This window comes from Halobacillus sp. H74, from assembly GCF_052246715.1.
Classification (GTDB): domain Bacteria; phylum Bacillota; class Bacilli; order Bacillales; family Halobacillaceae; genus Halobacillus; species Halobacillus litoralis_A.
The window spans coordinates 56,788-71,925 of the sequence record NZ_JBQQCI010000001.1 but is presented as its reverse complement, the minus strand read 5'-3'; the positions used below and the strand labels follow the sequence as shown (position 1 = coordinate 71,925).

Below are 15,138 nucleotides of genomic sequence, written 5' to 3'. Positions count from 1 at the left end.
TCAATGCTTGGGGAGGCATTTAAAGATGAAAAGTATGTTTGCTGGAATTATCGCTTTACTTATTATAGGAACAGGTGCTTATCCACAGGAAATGACAGAAATTCAAGAAGTCATTATGGAGTTTTCGTCATTTGCTGCGGATAAGCAGCTAGATGTGAATGAGTGGACGATCACAATGAAAGAAAAGACGACACCAGAAGAAGCAGAAAGAATCAAAGCAGATATGACGATGCTTTTTGAACGACCGATAATTCAAAAAGAAATAATGACAAACGCGACAAAATATACAATTACGGACAGTCAAAAAAACAAAAACTTCGTCGAAACTTATATATTGATCTATCCTACAAATAAGAAGAGCAGTACAGAAATGGTTTACACCGTGCAAGGTCAGGGAAAACCTTCATTAAGTAAACATGATACAAAAATTGTAAATGAAGTGAAAAGTCGATTTTTCTCGAAAAATGTCACTATTTTCTCTTGTCTTAAAGCGACATATAGTGGTATTATGAATGATGTTTTAGTCTATGAAAAATTCGAACAAGCATTCAATATTACAACAATAAATGAAATCGACGACGAAAACGGTTGGACTAGCAGATCCGGCTATACAAATCAATGGGGTCATACCTTGCCAGTAGGGGATCAAACTGTAAATGTTCAGTTTGCTACAAGAACTTTGGGCGGGGAGACAACCATCACTATTGGCACACCCATTATTACTGCTGAATATTAATAATAGTGAATAAGGACGCGGAGGAGAATGAACCTTGGAAAAAATCATCGTCCGTGGTGGGAGGCAGCTGACCGGCACCGTGAAAGCAGAAGGTGCTAAGAATGCCGTACTGCCTGTCATCGCAGCAAGTATAATTGCAAGTGAAGGAAAAAGCGTACTACATGAAGTACCTGCTTTAGCTGATGTATATACAATTAATCAAGTCATTCGACATATGAATGCAGATGTAAATATGGTAGGAAATACAGTGACTGTGGATGCTTCAGGTCAATTGTCTACTGAAGCACCAATTGAATACGTAAGGAAAATGCGTGCTTCTGTTCTTGTATTGGGACCACTTTTGGCCCGGTATGGCCGTGCTAAAGTTGCATTGCCAGGTGGGTGCGCGATTGGATCACGCCCACTCGATCAGCACTTGAAAGGCTTTGAAGCTATGGGAGCTGAAGTAACCGTAGGAAACGGGTATATCGAAGCCGAAGTGAAAGGTCGTTTGCAAGGCGCCAAGATTTACTTTGATGTACCAAGTGTTGGTGCAACAGAGAACGTCATGATGGCCGCCGCTTTGGCAGATGGAAAGACAATCTTGGAAAATTGCGCAAAGGAACCAGAAATCGTCGACTTGGCCAACTACCTGAATAAGATGGGGGCACATGTTGTCGGTGCGGGGACAGAGACCATTCGAATCGAAGGTGTAGAGAAGCTTGTGGGAGCTACCCATACGATTATCCCTGACCGTATTGAAGCAGGAACATTCATGGTTGCTGCTGCCATAACAGGCGGGAATGTCCTTATAAAAGGTGCGATGCATGAGCACTTGCGTTCACTCGTTTCTAAAATGGAAGAAATGGGCGTCATCATCCAAGAGGAAGATGATGGACTGCGAGTCATCGGTCCTGACATCTTGAAAGCTACAGACCTCAAAACGATGCCGCATCCAGGTTTCCCGACTGATATGCAGTCACAAATGATGGCTCTTATGTTAAATGCCACGGGAACAAGCGTCATTACTGAAACGGTATTTGAAAATCGTTTCATGCATGTGGAAGAGTTCCGCCGCATGAATGCTAACCTGAAAATTGAAGGCCGCAGTGTAATCGTTGAAGGACCGTCTTCTCTGCAAGGGGCAGAGGTTGCAGCAACAGATTTGCGAGCTGGGGCAGCCCTGATTTTGGCTGGGTTAGTCGCTGATGGTTACACAAGAGTAACTGAGTTGAAGCACTTGGATCGCGGTTATGTGGAATTCACTGAGAAATTAGCACAAATTGGCGCTGACATTGAACGAGTCAAAGAAGAAGAAGTGTATATGGAAGAAGCTGAACCAAGCGAATCAGTATCGACATTATAATATATACATCATGATTGCTTGCCTGTTTCAATATTTTTGAAATAGGCGAGCATTTTTAGTTCTATCATCTTTCATTTCTGGATACATTTTAGTAGAGGGATCTACTTTGTGACCAGGAGGATGCGGATGAAAAAAAATAATGGAATCGGACTGATTGCTTTATGCAGCTTATTTGCAACTATGCTTATTATACCTACACTGATCGTCGTCCCCTTTACAAATTCCGGTAATACCGAGAAAGTGGAAGAAACTCCACCCACTGAGCAAGTGGCAGAGGTTGAAGATTCCGCCTTTTCTGTAAGTGTGTGGAGAAGTGAGACGGAAAAGGTGGAGGAAGTCCCTCTGGAAACCTATGTCTCTCGCGTTGTGGCTTCTGAAATGCCGGTTAATTTTGAGATGGAGGCATTGAAGGCGCAGGCATTGGCGGCGAGGACATATATAACTCGTCACTTAGTCGAAGGAGAAAAGGTTTCTTCTGAAGCAGATGTGACTGATACGGTTTCTCATCAAGTGTATAAGGATGATAAAGAACTGAGAACTTTGTGGCAGGACAGTTATGCTGATAATATGGAAAAAATCAACCAGGCCGTGAAAGCGACAGCAGGCGAAATCATAACATATGAACGGGAACCGATCGAAGCTTCTTTCTTTTCGACGAGTAATGGTTTTACAGAAAATGCGGGAGATTACTGGGAGCATGACATTCCTTATTTGAAAAGTGTAGAAAGCCCCTGGGATCAAGGGTCACCTAAATTTTCAGATCAAAAAATCATTACGGTCGCTCAGCTCGAACAAACGCTGGGAGTCAGCGTAGGTGCGGGTATCCAACAATCTACGATGACCAAAACAGAAGGAAATCGTGTAGATGAAGTACACTTAGGTTCTCAAACATTTTCCGGGAGAGAAATCCGTGAAAAGTTCGAGCTGCCTTCCAGTGATTTTTCTATTCAACAAAAAGGCGAACACGTTATTTTCACAACTAAAGGTTACGGACATGGCGTAGGGATGAGCCAATATGGAGCTAACGGCATGGCAAAAACGGGGAAAGATTATAAAGAGATCATCCACCACTATTATCAAGACATTGAAATTTCCCCATTGAGTACACAGACGGCTTCTCTTAACGGGGAAAAACCAGTCAATTGAGCGAGCTGCAGAGGCAGCTCTTTTTTTATGATATGAGAAAAGGGATGGGGTGACTCAACATTTTTCCTTTTGTTTCATAACTGAATAATCATTGAAAAAAGGGGCTTGATAAGAATTTCTACAGAGTAATTCATATAAAATTTTCTTCTAAATGTATATAATCCCTCATAAGTGTTCAGAATGGTTTTTGAGGTGATGAACATGAAAGAGGAAGGTAAAAAAAGCGTGACAAAATTAAAGTTTAAACGCTTGATGCGCAAGAAATGGTTGTATCCAGCTTTGTATTTGTCCGTAGCCGCATTAGTTCTAGTAGGAGTGTTCTGGTATCAGCAGGGAGCGAGTGATTTGGAAGACAAAATCGCTGAGCAGCCACAGTCTGAAGTGCAAGATGAATACCTGACAAATGACAAAGGTCAGGATTCTGTGCCAGTCATGGACAATCAGGAAAACTTGGAAATGCCGGTAGCAGATGAGCAAACAGCTTCGATTGTCACAAAATTCTATGACTATGACGCGTCCGAGGAAGATCAAGAAAGTGCACTGGTCCTATACAACAATAAGTACTACCAAAGTGAAGGCGTAGATATTACTAGAGAAGATGGAGAAGCATTTGAAGTAACAGCTGCTCTATCAGGAACAGTCACAGAAGTGAAAGAAGACCCACTTTATGGGAATGTCGTCGAAGTCAAACATGATAACAATTTGGTAACGGTCTATGCTAGTTTAGAAGAGGTTGAAGTTTTGGCCGGTTCTGATGTTTCTCAAGGGGATGCACTCGGGGCAGCAGGTCGTAATTCCTTTGGACAAGCAAGCGGTGTCCACGTCCACTTCGAAGTTCGTAGTGATGGCCAACCGGTAAACCCGGAAGATTTCTTTGGTCAACCAATGAGCCAAATTGCGGATGAGGCTGGAGAAGCGACAGAGGAAGAGGAAGCGCCGACAGATGAAGCTTCAGAAGAAGAAGAAGCACCATCTGAAGAGCCTACTGAAGATACAGAACAGCCAACAGAAGACACAGAACAACCAACAGAAGATAAAGAACAACCAACAGATGAAGAAACAAATAGCGATGAAGATACTACTCCTGGATCAGAAGAAGAAGAGCAAACTCCAGATGAAGATAGTGCATCTTCCATCTCTAATACTCAAGCTTAAAAAATGAGGGTTATGCCCTCATTTTTTTTTTTTTGGTTAAAAAACTCTATTCCCTCATGTTTTCCATCCTCTTGCAACGGTAAAAAGCCCCAACGTAATTGTAAATCCACTATATCTATCTTCAATTCTCAAAAGGTTCTGTTCTTGCTATTCATGGTGAATGCTTCCATCGCTGCTTAAAGCTATCATTATTCATATGAAAATTTTCGCCGGGAATTCAATGGATTTCTGTTTTATGTTACTGTAAGCAAAAAAAGTTTCTTTTTTCATTTGCAAGTGAAGGTAAGAAACCCGTAGTGAGGAGTGAGGAAATATGGTGAAATCCTATTGGCTGGAATTTTACTCATTTTAGTTATTATCGCTCGTAATTTAAAACTGATCGGTGAGAAATTACCTGGAACCCCGGACAGGAAAAGCAACTCAAAGAAGGAGGGTGAAGGTGACGGTCCTCCTATATAAACAACAGCTTTTTGTCCTTATGACGCTTTAATGGAATAAGTGAAGAACTTCGCCGACTTCTATAAAACAGCTTATGAAAACACAACAACAGCTGAATTGGTCTAATTCATCAGTCCTTGCATCCTGTGGCATATCTGGGAACTTTTATTAATACAATGAGGATAACCGAGCACTCGGTAACATCCAGGGTGATACATCATGAAAAGACATCTAGAGTAAACCACCCCTATAACCTAATAAAAGCGCTTTTCTAGTAGCCCCTCCCCTGGATAGTCAATCACAGGAGGCGAGTGGAGTGCATGATTACATCAAAGAGAGGACCATCAAGATTGGGGAACACATTATTGAAACGAAAAAAACGGTGAGAGTGATCGCCAAGGAATTTGGCGTTTCAAAGAGTACGGTCCATAAAGACTTGACAGAAAGACTTCCTGAGGTGAATCCTGAGTTAGCTAAGGAAGTAAAGAAAATTCTCGATCACCATAAAGAAATACGTCATTTGCGCGGTGGAGAAGCGACACGCAGAAAGTACAAGTCACAATTCCTGGATGATCAACCAGTCCAGCCCCTTTTATAAGCAGGACACCTCCCTTTGTCAAAATTCCTCGATACTTGGTAACTTTTTTCATTTCCCATAAGACGAATGTCGTAATTTTGTGATAGAATATAGAATTAGATGTGCAATATTTAAATGGAAATATACTTTCAACAATTGGGAAACATAAGTTATCGAAGTTTCGATTTCATTGCCCGCATAGCAGCTCCTAAAGACCTGCTATGTTTCAAGGGGCGATTATGCTTTTTTACAATAGGGAGGATCTACAGGACATGTTTGCGAGAGATATAGGAATTGACCTTGGTACAGCCAATGTGCTCATCCATGTGAAAGGTAAAGGAATAGTATTGAATGAACCGTCTGTGGTGGCTATGGACCGTAATACAGGTAAAGTACTTGAGGTGGGGGAAGAAGCTCGTCGAATGGTGGGACGTACGCCAGGAAACATTGAAGCTATCCGCCCGCTGAAGGATGGTGTCATTGCTGATTTTGATGTGACAGAAGCGATGCTTAAGCATTTTATTCAAAAAACTAATGTGCGGGGCTTTTTATCCAAACCGCGCATGTTGATCTGCTGCCCGACGAATATCACCAAAGTGGAGCAGAAAGCTATCAAAGAAGCGGCAGAAAAATCAGGCGGAAAAAAAGTATATCTAGAAGAGGAGCCCAAGGTGGCAGCGATCGGCGCCGGAATGGATATCTTCCAACCGAGTGGAAATATGGTTGTAGATATCGGTGGTGGCACGACAGATGTCGCTGTACTATCCATGGGTGATATTGTCACGGCTTCTTCTATCAAAATGGCCGGAGATAAGTTTGATCATGAAATTCTGCAATACATTAAGAAAGAATACAAGCTCCTCATAGGTGAACGTACGGCAGAAGACATTAAAATAAGTGTAGCAACTGTATTTCCAGGTTCGAGGAATGAGGAAATCGAAATCCGCGGGCGTGACATGGTGTCAGGATTGCCACGTACGATTTCCGTTAATTCTAATGAAATAGAAAAGTCGCTGCGTGAATCTGTTCAAGTCATCATTCAAGCTGCTAAACAAGTGCTGGAGCGCACTCCACCTGAATTATCTGCAGACATCATCGACCGTGGAGTGATTATGACAGGAGGCGGTGCACTTCTCCATGGCATCGACCAGCTGCTTGCAGAAGAATTGAAAGTTCCTGTCCTTGTTGCTGAAGCGCCGATGGACTGCGTAGCTACTGGTACAGGCATCATGCTTGAAAATATCGATAAGCGTATTTCTACGAAGTTCTAATTCACACGGACCACTACGGAAGGAGCGATCACCTTGTTAAGAGGATTTTACACAGCTGCCTCAGGTATGATGGCGAATCAACGCATGCAGGAAACATTGTCGAACAATATGTCGAATGCCAATACTCCAGGATATAAAGCGGATCAAGGAACGATGAGGGCATTTCCAGAGCTTTTGATTGAGCAAATGGGAAGCGAATCGATTCCTGTGTCACGAGGGTTTAATGTACCTGTACGCGGCCATGTAGGGTCCCTTAACACAGGTGTATATATGCAAGAAGCCATTCCCTCGTTTGCCCAGGGAGACATAAGGGAAACAGGTGTCGGCACAGATTTCGCCCTTATCCAGGGAACAGTTCCTGATGAATCAGGCTCAATTTTTTTTAATGTACAAAACGAAGCAGGAGAAGAAAGATATACTCGAAATGGTAACTTCACTGTGGATGGAGAAGGGTTCTTAACAACGAATCAAGGGTATTATGTGCTTGATGATACAGGGAGCCCGATCAACACTGGCGGGATGGAGTTCGATCTTTCTTCAAATGGTACCTTGACGGTTGATGGACAGGAAATTCCCCTTGGACTTTCTTACAGCCCTGAAGCTGGGAGTATGGTGAAAGAAGGAAATGACTTGTTCCAAGCGGCAGAAAATGGTGAGCCGGTCGAGAATGCAAGAGAAAATGGAGCTGTAGAATTCAATGTACGGCAAAATTTCCTTGAGCAGTCGAATGTGGATGCTAATAGAACGATGACGGAAATGATGAATACATATCGCTCGTTCGAAATGAATCAACGTGTGTTAAAAGCGTATGACCAGAGCATGCAGAAAACAGTGACTGAAATCGGTAGAATACGTTAAGGGAGTGTCAGCATTGATTAATCGTTCGATGATCCAATCAGCAGTCACAATGGGGCAGCTGCAAAGCAAGTTGGATTTGATAGGGAATAACTTGTCTAATAGTGAGACCACGGGCTATAAAAGTCGAAGCGCTGACTTTTCTTCGTTACTTTTTCAACAAATCGATAATCAATCACATGAGCATGCTCAGGTTGGACGTACAACCCCGGAAGGTGTCAGAATAGGGGCAGGTGCTAGACTTGGACATACGAACCTCGATTATAGACAAGGGAGCCTGCAAAATACAGGGAGAGACCTGGATGTTGCCCTTTTAGGGGATAATCATTTATTTCAGCTTCGTGTTGAGACAGAAACCGGGCCAGAGACCCAATTTACGAGAGCTGGTAACTTTTATTTGAATCCGATCGCCAACGGACAAGTCCTGCTCACAAACTCTAATGGACATCCGGTAATCGGAGCAGATGGAGAGAATATTGTCTTAGAAGAAGGGTTCCAAGGGATTTCTATCGATCAAGATGGTTCCATTCTAGTGAAGCGCGGAGATGGACAGGCGGTAGAAGGGGAGCTTAGCGTCACAGAGGCAGTCCGTCCTCGTATGCTTGAAGCGGCAGGAGATAACCGTTTCCGAATTCCGGATGGTATAAACCCGGATGGAATCATGGAAGACCTGCCCCGTGGCGATATTGAAATGAAAAACAAGACACTCGAGGCATCCAATGTGGATGTATCGAAACAAATGACAGATATGTTGATGGCACAGCGAGCTTACCAATTCAATGCGAAATCCATATCGACAGGTGATCAGATGATGGGGCTTGTTAATCAACTGAGATCATAAACGTAAGGAGTATGACGACCATGGCAACAAATCCTAATTCAAAAGGGAAAAAGCTTAATAAAGAGCAGGAAAGAGAAAAAAAGCGTAAAGCCCTAGATGAAGCAACGAAACAGAATACAGCGAAGAAAGAATCGTCCAAGAAGCAAAAATCTGTGAAGGAAGAAAAAGCTTCAAAGAAAGGACGCCGCCGCGTTCTGCCTATTTGGCTGCGTATCATCCTTGTCCTGCTCTTCAGTGCAGTCGCTTTAGTGTTAGGATTGATGGTCGGTTACGGTGTGATCGGTGAAGGAAACCCAACAGATGCGCTGGAAATGGATACGTGGAAACATATTTGGAATTTTGTAACGAAAACGGAATAGAGAAGAAGGCAGCTTGTCCTACATTATATGTGCAAACAGCCTTTCTATGCGAACACGAGCCAACCTGGCTCGTGTTTTTTCTTTATATGAGAAAGAAACTCCCTCTCTCACTCCACGGAAGTCCCCTTTTTATCTGGGTGACTCAGCTATTAAGACACTTTGGGTCCGCTGCGTTATGAGGAGGTGGGCTGGCCGGGAACCAACTCGTCTAGCTCTATCGCCCAGACAACCCATCTGTTCTTGAAGAATGGCCCCTCCCTTTTCAGAATGAGTCTCCGACGTTCAGAGGTTGGTATTCTAGGTGGCTAGGGTGCATAAATCACTTCACAAAAGGATTTTTCTCCAAAAACAAGTGGTCTTCTTTCAATGGACTCTACATTAGGCGGCTGAGCAATTCACTGCCATTCCAATAATAGATAGCACACTGAACGGCGCCGAGGTACGTTATATGGCAGGGGGGCGGAGGGGAACGATGAGACTCCTGTGAGACACGCGGGTTAGATGAGACCCCGGAAGGTGTAGCCTGAGGAGGCTCAGCGCACGCCCACGGAAAGCGAATCGTTTCCCGCAGCCCCCTTATTCACACTATATTCTCGAAATCCAGTCTTATCTAACATATTCAACCCCACAGATGTTTTCAACTTATGATTTAGGGAATGAAAAACATACAACGAGTTGACGCAGAAGGGAGGGTACAGGCTTGAAAACAGAGGTATTCATTGCTGGTGGAGGAGTCGGAGGTTTGACGCTGGCTGTGAAATTAGCGAGACGGGGTGTCCACGTCGTCATTGCAGAACAGTTATCTAAGGAATCCAACGCTTATAAAGGAGAGCTTATTCAACCGAAAACATTAGCCATCCTTGAGCGCCTGGGAGTGTTAGACCAAATTGAAGAAAACGGACATCCTATCGATCAATTGAGGTTCCAGGAGGTGAATCGCAATCATGGAGAACTGCCTCAGGAAATCAATCTTACAGAACTGAATTATAGCAGGGTCGCAAGTAATTACGATCATGCGTTGATGGTGCCCCATGAGAAGACTAAAGAGATCCTCAGGAATAAAGGAAAGTCATATGAAGAGTATTTTCATTATCTACCCGGAACGAGATTTTTAGGATTTGAAAATGGCATGGCAAAAGTGAAGCGGAGAAAGGAAACATTCCATATCCAGGCTCAGGTGTACATAGGGGCGGAAGGTCGAAGTTCGCCTACACGTGATGCCATGAATGTCCAAGTGGAACGGAAAGATTATAACCACCATTTTCTGACCGTGACGATACCCAGGCCAGAAGATTTTACAAAAGGTAAAATCATTACGAGTACCAGTTGTTTTCTCGGCTTATTCCCTTTACCTGATAATGAAGTGAGGACTGTTTTCCTCATTAAAGCAGGAGAGTATAAGACGATCAAGGAGAAGGGATTGGAGTATCTTTATCAAGCTTATAGTGAACTGGAACCGGAACTGTCCGCAGGTGTAAGAAATATTAAGGACTGGAAAAAAGTCCAGTTGATGATCCCTTACACTTATCATGTAGATCGTTATTATACAGGCAGTTTGGCTATTATCGGAGATGCGGCTCACACGGTTCATCCGATGGCTGGTGAGGGAATGAACTTGGCGATCCAGGATGCAGATGTGCTTGGAGAACTATTGGCATGGTGCAAGGAAGAAAATAAGCGCTATACCGACCATCTTCATTATTATGAAGATGTCAGAAGACCTCGTGTCTCCTTTTTACTGACCTTGAGTCACTTGTCCGCTCTTGTATATTCCTTTCAATATGAATGGTGGCGTAAGTTCAGAATGCTTGCAGTGCAGCGTATTTATGATGATGATCAGCTTCATGTCAAACAAATGCTGAATATATCCGGGCTTGGAAGATGGGATTTCAATTTGCTGGATCGAGCGATACAAGGAAGTATGCTTCCGGCGAGAAAGATAAAGGTATCGGATCATAAACAGCACCAGTATCTTTTCTCTGAAGCGGAAGATTATCCCTGGAAAAGGAATGAGAAAGGAATGATTACATGAGTGAGTGGATAAACGTCATGCAGGCTAGAAAGTGGATGAAAAAAAATGAGTCCTTTCTGCCGAGTTGGCATGCGTATGTCGGGTCAGAATTAGGATTATTTGATGAATTCGAAAGTGCGCGGACGGTAGAAGCCATCAGTGAGAAAACAGGATATCCTCATGATTTATTGGCTTCCTGGGTGAAAGTCGGTGTAGCTGTTAAACATTTGAAGAAAAGACCGAACGACCGCTACCGCACGTCTAAAAGAAGATGTGCCAGCCTGATGGGAAATGATGCTTCTCCTGGTGTGAAAGCTTTACTGAAAGAGATGATGGAACTGCATTTCCCTACGATGCTGCAATACCCTGCTATCATGAAATCGCATGAACGTGCGGAGTTCAATCATGACCTTCACGGGGGAGTCGTGGCTGAGACATCAGCTTTGCTGGAACACTTCGCCATTAAAAAGATCAAGAAAATGATTCGGGATAAAAAGGTAGAAACCATCGTCGATCTTGGATGTGGACATGGGGGGTACCTGAGGAAGCTGGCTGCGGAGTTTCCACATGTTCAGATGACTGGTGTCGATATCAACCAAAAAGTAATCGACCGTGCGCGAGAGCTATCAGAAGAATTTCCGAACATTCAATTTGAAGTCGGGGATATCAATGAATGGAAGCCTGCGAATGATGAAAAGGTGGATGTTGTCTTATTGCATAATATTTTTCATTATATTCATCCCTCGTCAAGGAGAGAGTTATTGAATCATCTTCATCACTATGTGAGGGGGCAGGGGCTGCTTTCTGTCATCACTCCTATCAATGAAACAGAACATGGGGAAGCCTTTTCCTCTGCCTTCAACAGTTTTTTTGTAGCTCATTCCAATCTTTTCTCATTACCGAACAAAAACGAACTTAAAGAAATATCTGAGCACTGCAGCTATGACCTTTTTGATTTGGACCCCGTCATAAAAGAAGGATCATGGTACACATGCTGGATGAGTCCTTCCAGCCCGGTCAAAGAAATGAAGCACACGCGAATGGCCGGCAGTTCAGAACAGACTTTGGCAACAAGTTCATTTGACCAGTCTGAGCTTACTCGAAGCTCCTGAAAAACTTATAACACAAAGAAAACCGCTGAGATTATTAAGTCTCAGCGGTTTTTTCACCGTTCAAAGGTTTACTTTGCTTAAACATGGCGGAGTGATTATGGTTTTACCCCTATAATCCTCCCCGTCCTTGTACAAGACGTACAATAAGAACGATAAGAGCAATGACCAGCAGCAGGTGAATCAAATTACCTGCAATACCGCCGATTACACCGAGCAACCAAAGTACAAGGAGCACTATCAAGATGGTCCAAAGCATGAGGAGTCCCTCCTTTTCTAATGTTGTAAAATGTGAACTTAGAGATATAATTTCCCATTTCTCATTATCTAAAACAGAAACCCCGAAAAAACTTTGTCCCATAGTGGTTGTACCCTTATAATAAAGTAATGAAAGAAGAAAGGAGCCAGATGATGTTAGACATACAAGCAATCAAAGAAATTATCCCCCACCGTTATCCTTTTCTGTTAATTGATCAAGTCGAAGAACTCGTAGAAGGAGAGCGTGCGGTCGGGTACAAAAATGTAACCGTAAATGAACCCTTTTTCCAAGGTCACTTCCCGGATTATCCGGTAATGCCTGGAGTGCTGATTACAGAAGCCTTAGCACAAATGGGTGCAGTAGCCATGTTGAAAAAAGAAGAAAATCAGGGGAAACTCGCTTTCTTTACAGGCATTGATAAGTGTCGCTTCAAACGCCAAGTGAAACCGGGGGACCGTTTGAAACTGGAAGTGGAAATCGTTCGGATCAAAGGCCCGATGGGGAAAGGTAAAGCTACAGCTTCTGTTGATGGAGAAGTTGCTTGTGAAGCGGAAATCATGTTTGCCTTGAAATAAGCACAAAAAATCCGCTGTCAATCTAAATAGTTTAAATAACAGTACAAATAGTAAGTAAAAAACGAGGCTGTGACAAAAGAATTTTTCCGCTAGAAAACCCGAATTCGTTCGGGTTTTCTTTATGAAGCAATAAATGCATACGCTCCGTTTGATCCATTCTACTTTATTGTTCGTCTATACCAGTGGCAGTTATCGTATTGTCCCCGTCTCGTTCTGTTTTATATTCCATTGTTACACTGAAGGCAATTATTATTGATATAACCAAATATCATATACTCCTCTTATAAATAAAATCAAGTCACCAATGGTACCGACACAAAAGAAAATGAAATAATAGCTTGAAATAGTAATTTCCTTATTAAACAACTCTTTAAATGCTTGGATGAACATTCGATTGAATTTAAACCAACTTAATATCCAGCCGATAAGAAGGAAACTGACGATCATCATTTATTATCACCCTCTCTACCAATCACTCTTTTCTTCCTGACGAAAAAGCAGCTGCCATGTTGCTTTCAGTACAAATTCCTTACGATATCTTCATTCACTTTAGCACGAATCCCGTTTTCCTATCGCTTTATCAAAATTAACATAGCAAATGACGCTTTAATTGAATGGTGATCTCTAAAGCTGAATCATAACATAGTCGGACCTTCTATATTCAGACAGGAGGCTGTAGTAGTTTTTTTATATAATTTTTGATTTTATGGATGAATTTTCCCAATATGGGACATACTAGATTTCGTAATCATTAAAAAGGAGGAATCACCAATGAAAGCATTGCTATTAAAACTTTCGGTTGCAATTTTGGCCATCTCTTTGCTTGGTGCTTGTGCTTCGGAGGAAGAACCGCAGGATGAGGGCACTGAGGAAAACGTGGAAGAAGGAAATAACAACGAAAATGGAGATATGGAAGACCAGGGCACTGAAGAAAACGACATGAACAAGAATGATGATAAGAAAGAAGACCAGGGTGATATGACTGATGGTGAAAACGGAAATGGTGAAGATGGCGCCACTAACGAAGACACCATGGAAGACGAAAACAATAATGAGTAAACTTACTTAGCCGCTGTTTTTAGCGGCTTTTTTTTATTTGTCAAAAGTGCTTTCATTATTAAAATGCGAAAACTCCCCATCCTTCGTAACGATACACTTCATCTTTCTCCCGGCTCGGGTGAATTTTTTTATTATCCTGCTTTATTCGATCACGTCTCACGTCTAATGGAAAGGATTGTGGCAATTGCCATTATACATATACCGCCAATGGTGAGCAGGGGGACGAGGAAGTGGAAGGGTGTCATGAAGTTAATTAGAAAAATCCCGATCCCTGCCATAAACATAATGAATCCAGTCCAAGCTAATTTCTTTGCCATCAATGACAGCTCCTTCTTGATAGATAGAAAGACAGCGGCTCTCAACCACTGCCTTCCTTATGCTTATCCTTTTACATCAATACGGTTACCAAGGTCAGGATGAGGAACGGATTGTTCAAGCATCTCCACCATTTGATTCCCTCTCTCTTCTGCATCACCCTTAACTTTGTCCATCATTGCCAAGCTGGATTGCTGTTTTAACTGGGTGGTGCTCATCGCCATTGATAAGGCTGCAATGTCCATTAAATCCCTCCTTCCTTTCTACTATCGGTTAATCAGAAATGTCCTCAAGCAAAATCCCGGACTCGTTTTTCTCAGTTCGGATATTTGATTTCCTTTGGAATATAACTGTTTCTTATGTAAAATAGAATTAGAGATAGTTATAGAATCTTTTCTTTTAGGGGTTTCCCTGTTTCAATTGTGTGGAATAAGCGAATAGAGGTGATTATTGATGAAATACAGAACGGCGAACGACTTGAAAGATTTATTATTAGAAGATCACGAAAAAGTGGTGAATCGAATACCGCTTGAAAAACTGGACGTGTATCTTTACCTCCATACCGTCTATCAAGATACGTACGTCCCGGACGACACATTGTATCAATTCATCTTCCGTCACTTTTTCCGATTGGACAATCCGAGTTTGACGAAAGAGTTTGAAAACTACTACTTCAAGCTGATGGAAGAACAAAGGGGTTATGAGCGACCGAACATCGTTCAAATTACAAAGAGTTTATATGAAGTGAAGAACCACAAAGGGAATCCTACCATGCAGTTTCCTTTAGCAGCCTCAATGCTGCACACCCTCAACCCTAGTTTTCCGACGTATGATAGTGACATTGTCAAAGCTTTTGACTATTCATCAACATATCACTTGTCAGGGTTCGATAAGAAAATGAAACGGTACATCCGCCAATATCAGCATACGTTCAAAACTTACGAAGAATTACTGGAAGATGAAGCTTTAGAGCCGCTCTTTGCCCATTTTGATGAGCGTTTTCCGGAATATGATCTGCCGAAAGTCAAAAAACTGGATTTGATTGTAGCTCAGATCGGGAACAATCTACAATGAATGCTTTGCCGAA

Annotated in this window: 18 protein-coding genes; 14 read left to right on the top strand and 4 right to left on the bottom strand. The window is 42.5% G+C overall.

Going from position 1 to position 15,138, the window contains the following annotated elements:
• Positions 1-25 precede the first annotated feature (25 nt).
• The 11 genes from ACTWPX_RS00405 (at position 26) to ACTWPX_RS00355 (ending at position 11,846) form a co-directional block, all read left to right on the top strand.
• Complete coding sequence (locus ACTWPX_RS00405) at positions 26-736, top strand: YwmB family TATA-box binding protein (RefSeq protein WP_443118031.1); 711 nt, start codon at positions 26-28, stop codon at positions 734-736.
• A gap of 34 nt (positions 737-770) precedes the next feature.
• Positions 771-2,081 carry a UDP-N-acetylglucosamine 1-carboxyvinyltransferase gene (murA, locus tag ACTWPX_RS00400; RefSeq protein ID WP_443118030.1) on the top strand — a complete coding sequence of 437 codons (1,311 nt, stop codon included), beginning with the start codon at positions 771-773 and terminating at the stop codon, positions 2,079-2,081.
• Between the two features lie 126 nt (positions 2,082-2,207).
• Entirely contained in the window at positions 2,208-3,227 is a 1,020-nt protein-coding gene (spoIID, locus tag ACTWPX_RS00395) for a stage II sporulation protein D (protein WP_443118029.1), read from the top strand.
• A 225-nt stretch (positions 3,228-3,452) separates the two neighbouring features.
• Entirely contained in the window at positions 3,453-4,382 is a 930-nt protein-coding gene (locus tag ACTWPX_RS00390) for a peptidoglycan DD-metalloendopeptidase family protein (protein ID WP_443118028.1), read from the top strand.
• 754 nt (positions 4,383-5,136) lie between these two features.
• Positions 5,137-5,418 carry a sporulation transcriptional regulator SpoIIID gene (gene spoIIID / locus ACTWPX_RS00385; protein WP_128525597.1) on the top strand — a complete coding sequence of 94 codons (282 nt, stop codon included), beginning with the start codon at positions 5,137-5,139 and terminating at the stop codon, positions 5,416-5,418.
• Between the two features lie 251 nt (positions 5,419-5,669).
• A complete protein-coding gene (locus ACTWPX_RS00380; RefSeq protein ID WP_128525598.1) occupies positions 5,670-6,668 on the top strand; it encodes a rod shape-determining protein in 999 nt (332 codons plus the stop codon).
• A gap of 33 nt (positions 6,669-6,701) precedes the next feature.
• A complete protein-coding gene (locus ACTWPX_RS00375; RefSeq protein WP_443118027.1) occupies positions 6,702-7,526 on the top strand; it encodes a flagellar hook-basal body protein in 825 nt (274 codons plus the stop codon).
• Between the two features lie 16 nt (positions 7,527-7,542).
• A complete protein-coding gene (locus ACTWPX_RS00370) occupies positions 7,543-8,364 on the top strand; it encodes a flagellar hook-basal body protein (RefSeq protein ID WP_443118479.1) in 822 nt (273 codons plus the stop codon).
• A 20-nt stretch (positions 8,365-8,384) separates the two neighbouring features.
• Complete coding sequence (locus tag ACTWPX_RS00365) at positions 8,385-8,723, top strand: DNA-directed RNA polymerase subunit beta (protein ID WP_128525600.1); 339 nt, start codon at positions 8,385-8,387, stop codon at positions 8,721-8,723.
• Between the two features lie 700 nt (positions 8,724-9,423).
• The gene (locus ACTWPX_RS00360; protein WP_443118026.1) at positions 9,424-10,755 is read left to right on the top strand and encodes an FAD-dependent oxidoreductase; all 1,332 of its coding nucleotides are present in this window, start codon (positions 9,424-9,426) and stop codon (positions 10,753-10,755) included.
• Positions 10,752-11,846 carry a class I SAM-dependent methyltransferase gene (locus ACTWPX_RS00355; RefSeq protein ID WP_443118025.1) on the top strand — a complete coding sequence of 365 codons (1,095 nt, stop codon included), beginning with the start codon at positions 10,752-10,754 and terminating at the stop codon, positions 11,844-11,846. Before ACTWPX_RS00360 ends, ACTWPX_RS00355 begins: the two co-directional genes overlap by 4 nt.
• Before the next feature lie 109 nt (positions 11,847-11,955).
• Here the strand turns inward: ACTWPX_RS00355 and ACTWPX_RS00350 are convergent, their stop codons facing one another.
• Positions 11,956-12,102 (bottom strand): lmo0937 family membrane protein, encoded by a 147-nt coding sequence (locus tag ACTWPX_RS00350; RefSeq protein ID WP_128525603.1) that lies wholly within the window; start codon positions 12,100-12,102, stop codon positions 11,956-11,958.
• Between the two features lie 152 nt (positions 12,103-12,254).
• Here ACTWPX_RS00350 and fabZ point away from each other — a divergent pair, with 152 nt between their 5' ends.
• On the top strand, positions 12,255-12,677 hold the full coding sequence (gene fabZ / locus ACTWPX_RS00345; RefSeq protein ID WP_128525604.1) for a 3-hydroxyacyl-ACP dehydratase FabZ: 423 nt from the start codon (positions 12,255-12,257) through the stop codon (positions 12,675-12,677).
• A 249-nt stretch (positions 12,678-12,926) separates the two neighbouring features.
• Here fabZ and ACTWPX_RS00340 read toward each other — a convergent pair whose 3' ends face one another.
• A complete protein-coding gene (locus tag ACTWPX_RS00340; RefSeq protein ID WP_443118024.1) occupies positions 12,927-13,127 on the bottom strand; it encodes a hypothetical protein in 201 nt (66 codons plus the stop codon).
• 321 nt (positions 13,128-13,448) lie between these two features.
• Between ACTWPX_RS00340 and ACTWPX_RS00335 the strand changes: the two genes are divergently transcribed.
• Positions 13,449-13,736 (top strand): hypothetical protein, encoded by a 288-nt coding sequence (locus tag ACTWPX_RS00335; protein ID WP_128525605.1) that lies wholly within the window; start codon positions 13,449-13,451, stop codon positions 13,734-13,736.
• Positions 13,737-13,885: 149 nt separating this feature from the next.
• Here the strand turns inward: ACTWPX_RS00335 and ACTWPX_RS00330 are convergent, their stop codons facing one another.
• A complete protein-coding gene (locus tag ACTWPX_RS00330) occupies positions 13,886-14,053 on the bottom strand; it encodes a hypothetical protein (RefSeq protein WP_443118023.1) in 168 nt (55 codons plus the stop codon).
• 63 nt (positions 14,054-14,116) lie between these two features.
• Positions 14,117-14,296 (bottom strand): YjfB family protein, encoded by a 180-nt coding sequence (locus ACTWPX_RS00325; protein ID WP_443118022.1) that lies wholly within the window; start codon positions 14,294-14,296, stop codon positions 14,117-14,119.
• A 208-nt stretch (positions 14,297-14,504) separates the two neighbouring features.
• On the opposite strand from ACTWPX_RS00325, the gene ACTWPX_RS00320 reads away from it, so the two are divergent.
• The gene (locus ACTWPX_RS00320) at positions 14,505-15,125 is read left to right on the top strand and encodes a hypothetical protein (RefSeq protein WP_443118021.1); all 621 of its coding nucleotides are present in this window, start codon (positions 14,505-14,507) and stop codon (positions 15,123-15,125) included.
• Positions 15,126-15,138 lie beyond the last annotated feature (13 nt).

Coding starts and splice junctions, on each gene's coding strand:
- ACTWPX_RS00405 (WP_443118031.1), top strand. CDS start 26: ATGAAAAGTATGTTTGCTGGAATTATCGCTTTACTTATTATAGGAACA.
- spoIID (WP_443118029.1), top strand. CDS start 2,208: ATGAAAAAAAATAATGGAATCGGACTGATTGCTTTATGCAGCTTATTT.
- ACTWPX_RS00380 (WP_128525598.1), top strand. CDS start 5,670: ATGTTTGCGAGAGATATAGGAATTGACCTTGGTACAGCCAATGTGCTC.
- ACTWPX_RS00365 (WP_128525600.1), top strand. CDS start 8,385: ATGGCAACAAATCCTAATTCAAAAGGGAAAAAGCTTAATAAAGAGCAG.
- ACTWPX_RS00355 (WP_443118025.1), top strand. CDS start 10,752: ATGAGTGAGTGGATAAACGTCATGCAGGCTAGAAAGTGGATGAAAAAA.
- ACTWPX_RS00350 (WP_128525603.1), bottom strand. CDS start 12,102: ATGCTTTGGACCATCTTGATAGTGCTCCTTGTACTTTGGTTGCTCGGT.
- fabZ (WP_128525604.1), top strand. CDS start 12,255: ATGTTAGACATACAAGCAATCAAAGAAATTATCCCCCACCGTTATCCT.
- ACTWPX_RS00340 (WP_443118024.1), bottom strand. CDS start 13,127: ATGATGATCGTCAGTTTCCTTCTTATCGGCTGGATATTAAGTTGGTTT.
- ACTWPX_RS00335 (WP_128525605.1), top strand. CDS start 13,449: ATGAAAGCATTGCTATTAAAACTTTCGGTTGCAATTTTGGCCATCTCT.
- ACTWPX_RS00330 (WP_443118023.1), bottom strand. CDS start 14,053: ATGGCAAAGAAATTAGCTTGGACTGGATTCATTATGTTTATGGCAGGG.
- ACTWPX_RS00325 (WP_443118022.1), bottom strand. CDS start 14,296: ATGGACATTGCAGCCTTATCAATGGCGATGAGCACCACCCAGTTAAAA.
- ACTWPX_RS00320 (WP_443118021.1), top strand. CDS start 14,505: ATGAAATACAGAACGGCGAACGACTTGAAAGATTTATTATTAGAAGAT.